This window comes from Pseudomonas sp. P5_A2_2 (genome assembly GCF_054177685.1).
Genome location: NZ_JBGCUL010000206.1, coordinates 1 through 6,462 on the forward strand (window position 1 = coordinate 1; position 6,462 = coordinate 6,462).

The 6,462-nt window shown below is 63.4% G+C and carries 7 protein-coding genes and 1 pseudogene; all 8 read right to left on the reverse strand.

The window, feature by feature from the left end:
* Positions 1 to 174, reverse strand: a pseudogene (locus tag ACXRVY_RS13985) (AraC family transcriptional regulator); the annotation flags it as partial.
* A 23-nt stretch (positions 175 to 197) separates the two neighbouring features.
* Positions 198 to 1,457: an FAD-dependent oxidoreductase gene (locus ACXRVY_RS13990; RefSeq protein WP_458237589.1), complete on the reverse strand. Its 1,260-nt coding sequence runs from the start codon at positions 1,455 to 1,457 to the stop codon at positions 198 to 200.
* The gene (locus ACXRVY_RS13995; protein ID WP_223458065.1) at positions 1,454 to 1,690 is read right to left on the reverse strand and encodes a 2Fe-2S iron-sulfur cluster-binding protein; all 237 of its coding nucleotides are present in this window, start codon (positions 1,688 to 1,690) and stop codon (positions 1,454 to 1,456) included. The genes ACXRVY_RS13990 and ACXRVY_RS13995 overlap by 4 nt, the downstream gene beginning before the upstream one ends.
* Entirely contained in the window at positions 1,683 to 2,798 is a 1,116-nt protein-coding gene (locus tag ACXRVY_RS14000; protein WP_223458063.1) for an NAD(P)/FAD-dependent oxidoreductase, read from the reverse strand. The genes ACXRVY_RS13995 and ACXRVY_RS14000 overlap by 8 nt, the downstream gene beginning before the upstream one ends.
* Complete coding sequence (locus ACXRVY_RS14005; protein ID WP_223458061.1) at positions 2,795 to 3,727, reverse strand: 4-hydroxyproline epimerase; 933 nt, start codon at positions 3,725 to 3,727, stop codon at positions 2,795 to 2,797. Before ACXRVY_RS14005 ends, ACXRVY_RS14000 begins: the two co-directional genes overlap by 4 nt.
* A 114-nt stretch (positions 3,728 to 3,841) precedes the next feature.
* Complete coding sequence (locus tag ACXRVY_RS14010; protein WP_458237590.1) at positions 3,842 to 4,513, reverse strand: GntR family transcriptional regulator; 672 nt, start codon at positions 4,511 to 4,513, stop codon at positions 3,842 to 3,844.
* A gap of 187 nt (positions 4,514 to 4,700) precedes the next feature.
* Positions 4,701 to 5,456: an ABC transporter ATP-binding protein gene (locus tag ACXRVY_RS14015; RefSeq protein WP_458237591.1), complete on the reverse strand. Its 756-nt coding sequence runs from the start codon at positions 5,454 to 5,456 to the stop codon at positions 4,701 to 4,703.
* On the reverse strand, positions 5,450 to 6,460 hold the full coding sequence (locus ACXRVY_RS14020) for a FecCD family ABC transporter permease (RefSeq protein WP_458237592.1): 1,011 nt from the start codon (positions 6,458 to 6,460) through the stop codon (positions 5,450 to 5,452). Before ACXRVY_RS14020 ends, ACXRVY_RS14015 begins: the two co-directional genes overlap by 7 nt.
* Positions 6,461 to 6,462 lie beyond the last annotated feature (2 nt).

Genomic DNA, 6,462 nt, shown 5'->3' on the forward strand with positions numbered 1-6,462 from the left:
GGCCTCGCAGTCCTTGATGAAAAACACCACGTCCGACAGGGTATCGAGCAACGGCGCGATGGGCTGAAGGCTGTTCAGCAGCGTCGGCAGATCGCAAGGATTAAAGGTGGTGAGCGAGGGATACATGGCGCCGGGGGTCTGAGGGTGACCCCCGGGATCATAGAGACTCGGCAGCGTGGCCGAAACCCCTGGCGTGGTCAACACGCTGGCGGGGTATCGTCCAGGGACATCAAGGTTTCGATCCGCGCCGGGCTGAAGGGTGGGCGCGGTGCCGGGGGCTGCCAACCAAACAAATGCTGCACTGCGCCGCCACACACCCGGCCCTGGCAGGCGCCCATGCCGCAGCGACTGGCGAGTTTGGCTTCGCGCCAGTCAGAGTGACCGGTCAATGCCGCGTAGGGCACGTCTTCGCAGCGGCATACCAGGGTGTCGGGTTGGGCCAGGGACTTGAGTCGTGGGTCGAGGGCAAACGCGCTGTTCAGCGCCTTGGCGAAACCCTGCCAGCGCGCCCGGCGCGGCCACAATTGCCTGGCGGCTTGCAGATTGCCGACCGCTGCGTGGCCGGCAATCGCACCTTCCACCAAGGCCAGCTCACTGCCGCCGAACCCTGTGCATTCGCCCGCCGCATAATGATCGGCGCGGTTGCTGGCCTGCCAGGCATCCACCGCGATGGCTTGATCTTCGATGGCGCAACCCAGTGCCTGACCCAACTGGATATTCGCAATCAACCCGAATCCACAGGCCAGCCGATCACATTCCAGTTCGACGATGTTGCCTTGTTGTTGCAGGCGCACGCCTTCCACTCGGTCGGTGCCAAGCGCCGCCAATACGTGGGTGGCGGTGCGGTAGTGGTGGTYGAACAGGCTGAACGATTGCAGCCATTTGCCGGGCCAGCGCGGCAGTTGCGCGGCGAAACCGGCGACAGCGCTGCGGCTGGCTTGTTCGGCGATGCGTTGCACTTGCGCGCCATGCTGTTTGGCGGTGGCGGCACTGGCCAGTAACAGCGGGCCGCTGCCGGCGATCACCACGCGCTCGTTCTGCACCGGCAAACCGGCCTTGATCAGCGCCTGCAAACCACCCGCACCGCTGACACCCGGCAGGGTCCAGCCGGGGAAGGGCAGCAGCAATTCACGGGCGCCGGTGCACAGAATCAGTTTGTCGTAGCTGATCAACCAGCCATGGTCGTCATCTTCCACCAGCAGTTGTTTCGCGCCGGGGGCGGCGATCACCCGAGTACAGGCGTGATGGCGGATGTTGTTGCACGACGCCAGACGCTCGCGCAGGCGCCGGGCCGGACCTGGCACGTTGGCTTGAGGTCCGTCGCGCCAGATTTGTCCGCCCGGCAGCGGGTTGTCGTCGAGCATGACGATGCGGGCGCCGCTGGGGGCGGCGGCAAGGGCGGCGCTCATCCCGGCAGGGCCAGYGCCAATGATCAACAGATCAGCGTATTCATTCATGGGCGAGTCTCCACCTGCATGCCGTCACGGCACAGGGTCTGGCAAGCCAGGCGACGCCGGCCATCGATGGTCACCCGGCATTCCTGGCAAATGCCCATGCCGCACAGCGGCGCACGGCGCTGACCGCTGACCGAGGTGCGTGTGCAGCCGTCACTGGCCAACGCCAGGGCAGCGGCGACGCTGGTGCCTTCGGCGACTTTCAGGATGTGGCCGTCCAGCAACAATTCAGGCATAGACCGGTTCTCCGAGAAAACGCTGGGGCAGATAAGGTTGTGCGGCCAGTGGCGGGGTTTCGTTGAACAGTTGCGCCACCAGTAGATCGGCGGTGCCAGGGGCCGTGGTTACGCCCAGTCCTTCGTGACCGACTGCCAGCCACAAGCCTTGCCGTTGTGGATGTTTGCCCACCAGCGGCAAGCCGTCGGGGCTGGCGGCGCGAAAACCGGTCCAGGCACGGATGCCGTTGAGCCGGGCCAGCCCCGGCATGTACTCGGCGGCACGCTTGAGCATTTTCGCGAGCATCCAGCCTTCGACCTGCGGGTCGGTGGTGCCGAATTGCCGTGAGGCGCCAATGAACAGTTGCCCGGTGGGGCGCGGCTGGATATTGCAGGCGGTCGACGGCCCCGTGGCGTTGTGGGCACTGGTGACGTAACCCAGTTCCACCAGCGTGTGGGTGACGCTGCCGGGGTAGCGGTCAGTGATCAGCAAGTGGCCTTTTTTCGGCTCGATGGGCAATTCCGGGCACAGCTCGTTGGCTTGAATACCGTTGGCCAACACCACGGCATCGGCACTCAACCAGTGACCATCATCGAGGCAGACGCGGTTGCCATCGACCGCACTGACCCGTGCCCGGCGCTGGCGGATGTTCGGTGTTTCGAGCATCCATCCGGCCGTCGCCGGGGCGTATAGAATGCCATCGCCATTGATCAGCAAGCCGCCTTCCAGTCCTTCGCTCAGTTCCGGTTCGCGCTGGCGCAGGGCACTGGCGCCGATCAGTTCGCAAGCCACGCCCCGGGCTTGCAGGTTCAGGAATTTGCTGTGGGCCACCGCCATTTCTTCGGCATTCGCCGCCAGCCACAGCGTGCCGTTGCAGCGGTAGGCACAGCTGTCGGGCAGGTCCGCGCCCAGTTCGCGCCAGCGCTGCAACGAATATTGACTCAGGGCCAGTTCGGCGGGGTTGTCGTCGAGTACCAGCAAGTGGCCCATGCCGGCGGCCGTGGCGCCGTGCAGGCCGGCGTCCAGCACCAGCACCTGCAAGCCGCGACGGGCCAGCGCCTGGGCACAGGCGGCGCCGATAATGCCGGCGCCGATCACGATCACATCAGCCACCTGGCCCTCGTTCATGGACGAATGCCCCAGGCGAACGGGTCGTCCTGTTCGATGATCAGGCTCGCCTCGGCACTGATGAACGCACGACCACGAATGGTCGGCACGATGCGCTCACCCTGCAGTTCGTAGGAACCCTCGAACTCGCTGCCGATGACGCTGGCCTGGCGCCAGACCTGCCCCGGTTGCAACTTGTCGTCGGCCGCCAGGCATGCCAGTTTGGCACTGGTGCCGGTGCCGCAGGGCGAACGGTCGTAGGCTTTGCCGGGGCAGAGCACGAAGTTGCGGCTGTCGGCGTGATCGTCATCGGCGAACAACTCGACGTGATCGATCAAGCCGCCGTCTTCACCGCGAATGCCTTGGGCTTCCAGTGCTTGCTGCACGGCGAAGGTGTAAGCGGTCAGCGCGTCGAGGTTGTCGCCAGCCACCCGCAGGCCATGCTCGGCGATCAGGAAAAACCAGTTGCCGCCCCAAGCGATATCACCGACCACTTGGCCGATGCCCGGCACCTGCACCGCCAGCGCCTTGCGATAACGGTAGGCCGGCACGTTGCGTACGCTCACCGAATGGTCTTCGTGCAGGGTTGCCTGCACCGTGCCCACCGGCGTTTCGATGCTGTGCACGCCGGGGCCGATCTTGCCCAGGTGCGCCAACGACGCCACCAGGCCGATGGTGCCGTGGCCGCACATACCCAGATAACCGGTGTTGTTGAAGAAAATCACCCCGGCACAGGCGCCAGGGTCCACCGGCGTGCAGAGCAGGGCGCCCACCAGTACGTCGCTGCCCCGGGGTTCCAGCACACAGGCGGCGCGCCATTGATCATGCTGTTCGGCTAATACCTTGCGCCGTTCGGCCATGCTGCCGGTGCCCAGGTCAGGAAAGCCGGCGGTCACCAGGCGGGTCGGTTCGCCGCCGGTGTGGGAGTCGATCACAGAGATGCGTTTCATGGGAGGGCCACGTCCATTCGGTTGAGTGAACGCAAGAGTGGCCCGTGCGGCGGGGTGTCGGCTTGATGGATTTAGTCTGTGTCGATGACGAAATCGGCACAGCATCCGCAGCTGTCAGCGGGTGTGGGGCAGGTGCTCGAACAGGGTCGTGCAGACGCCGGCAATGTGCTCGTCCAGAAGCTTCACCGCCAGGTCCACATCCCCGGCGCGGCAGGCCGCCAGGATCTCGCGGTGTTCGTGATCGGCCCGTTCCTTACCGGCCGACAAGCTCATCTGCATGCGTAGATAACGCTCCAGCTTGTCGTTGACCGAACGGATCAGACTCACCAGAAACGGTCGCTGCGCCGGCTCGTACAGGCAGGAATGCAGCTCCCAGTTGAGCTCGGCCCAGCGCCCCACGTCGTCCTCGCCGATGAACTCCTGACAGATGCGCTCGGCACGGGCGAAGGTCTCTTCGGTCATGTTCGGAATGGCCAGGCGCAGAATCTTGTCCTCCAGCAACATCCGCACTTCGAACATCTGCGCCAGTTCCGCATCGGAAACCCGCGTGACCATCGCCCCGCGATTGCGCTGGAACATCACCAACCCTTCGGCCTCCAGCCGCTTGAGGGCTTCGCGCACCGGGATCTTGCTGACATTGAACTGGCGGGCGATGTCGTCCTGGCGGATCGGCTCATCCTCGGCAAAATGCCCGGCGACAATCGCATCCCGCAGATGGCGGGTGATGATTTCCGAAGTCGAAGGCGTGTTACCAAGGTCGGGGGCGTTGAGTTTGGTCAGGTTCACGGCGGCGGTCATTTGGAGTGAGATAGTGCTAGGGTATACGAAATTCTTTTGCTGATCTTCCCCGGTTCGACGTCGATGCACCCGATGTCGGTCATGCAACCCGCTACTCAATGACTTCAGGTGGAAAACTGTAGAATCAGTACCACCATCGTGAACACCGGGTGCTCCGGGGTGATCATTCAAGCCATCAAACAATATCGTCAATCACGATATGCCGTTGCCCACGACTGCACTGCTCAATCCGAGCCTCAACCTTATAAACGCTACGCAGCATCGATTCGGTAATCACCTCGTGACTCGGGCCGCTGCCTTGCGTGGTGYCGTCGGCAATCACCAGAACCTGATCGGCGAAACGCAGTGCCTGATTCAGGTCGTGGATGGCGATGAACACAATGACCTCGCGTTTTCGGGCCAGGCTGCGCATGAAGTTCAGCACCTGAACCTGCCGATGCATGTCGAGGGCGCTAGTCGGTTCATCCATCAGCAGTATTTCCGGTTCGCGCACCAGGGTTTGTGCGATGGACACCAACTGTTGCTGACCGCCGCTGAGTTCACCGAGGTTGCGAAAGGACAATTCGGTGATGCCCAGCGCCGCGAGAATCTCATCGACCAGTTTCAATTCATCATCGTGAACGACCCAGCCCGGCGTCAGTTGCTTGCGCGCCAGCAGCACCGACTCGTACACCGTCAACCGGGCGCTGGCATTCAGACCCTGGGGCATGTAGCTGATGCCCGTCGGGCCTCTTTTCGACTCTTGCAAGATCACCTGTCCGGGGCCGTCGATCAGTCCGGCCATGCGCTTGAACAGAGTCGATTTGCCGGCAGCGTTGGGCCCGACTACGGCGACCACCTGACCGCCGAAAAACGTCGCCGTCGAGACATCACGAATGATCTCGCGCTGGCCGTAGCGGGCACCGAGATTCTCCAGCTGCAGCTTCACCATGAGTTTTTCTTCCCGCCGAGAATCAGAGATATGAAGAACGGTACGCCGATCAGCGACGTGACCACGCCGATGGGGAATATCGCGCCGGGGATCAGGGTTTTGCTGACCACGGAGCTGGCCGACAGAATCAACGAGCCGGTCAGCAAGGAGGCTGGCAGGAAAAACCGCTGGTCCTCGCCGATCAGCATACGGGCGATGTGCGGACCGACTAGCCCGATGAAACCGATTGTGCCGACAAACGCCACGGGAAACGAGGCGAGCAGGCTGACCATGATCAGCGTCTGAAAGCGCAGGCTGCGTACGTTGATGCCGAAACTGGCGGCCTTGTCGTCGCCCAGGCGCAGGGCGGTCAGGGCCCAGGCGCGTTTGGCGAATATCGGCAGGGTGATCAGGATCACCAGACAGATAATGCCGAGTTTCGGCCACGTCGCTTTGGTCAGGCTGCCCATGGTCCAGAACACCACGGCGGCCACGGCTTGTTCAGTGGCGAAGAACTGCACCAGCGCCAACAGCGCATTGAAGGTGAACACCAGCGCGATACCGAGCAACACGATGGTTTCGGCGGTGACGCCGCGACGCATGCTCAGAAAGTGAATCAGCAGCGCCGACAGCATGGCCATGATGAACGCGTTCAGCGGCACCATGAATTGYGCCGCCAGCGGGAACAGCGCCACGCCGAATGCCAAACCCAACGCCGCGCCGAAGCTGGCGGCGGCGGAAATACCCAGGGTGAACGGGCTGGCCAACGGGTTGTTGAGGATCGTCTGCATCTGCGCGCCGGCCAGCGACAACGCCGCGCCAACGGCAACGGCCATTAACGCCACCGGCAAGCGGATATCCCACATCACCACGCGCACCTGCGGTGAAGCGCTGTCCGGCGAAAACAGTGCGCCGAGCACTTCGCTGAGGCTGTAGCTCGCCGGGCCCAGGGCCAGATCGAGCAGCACGCTGCACATCAACAGAATTACCAGCCCGGAAAGAATCAGGCGTTTACGCAGCACCAGAC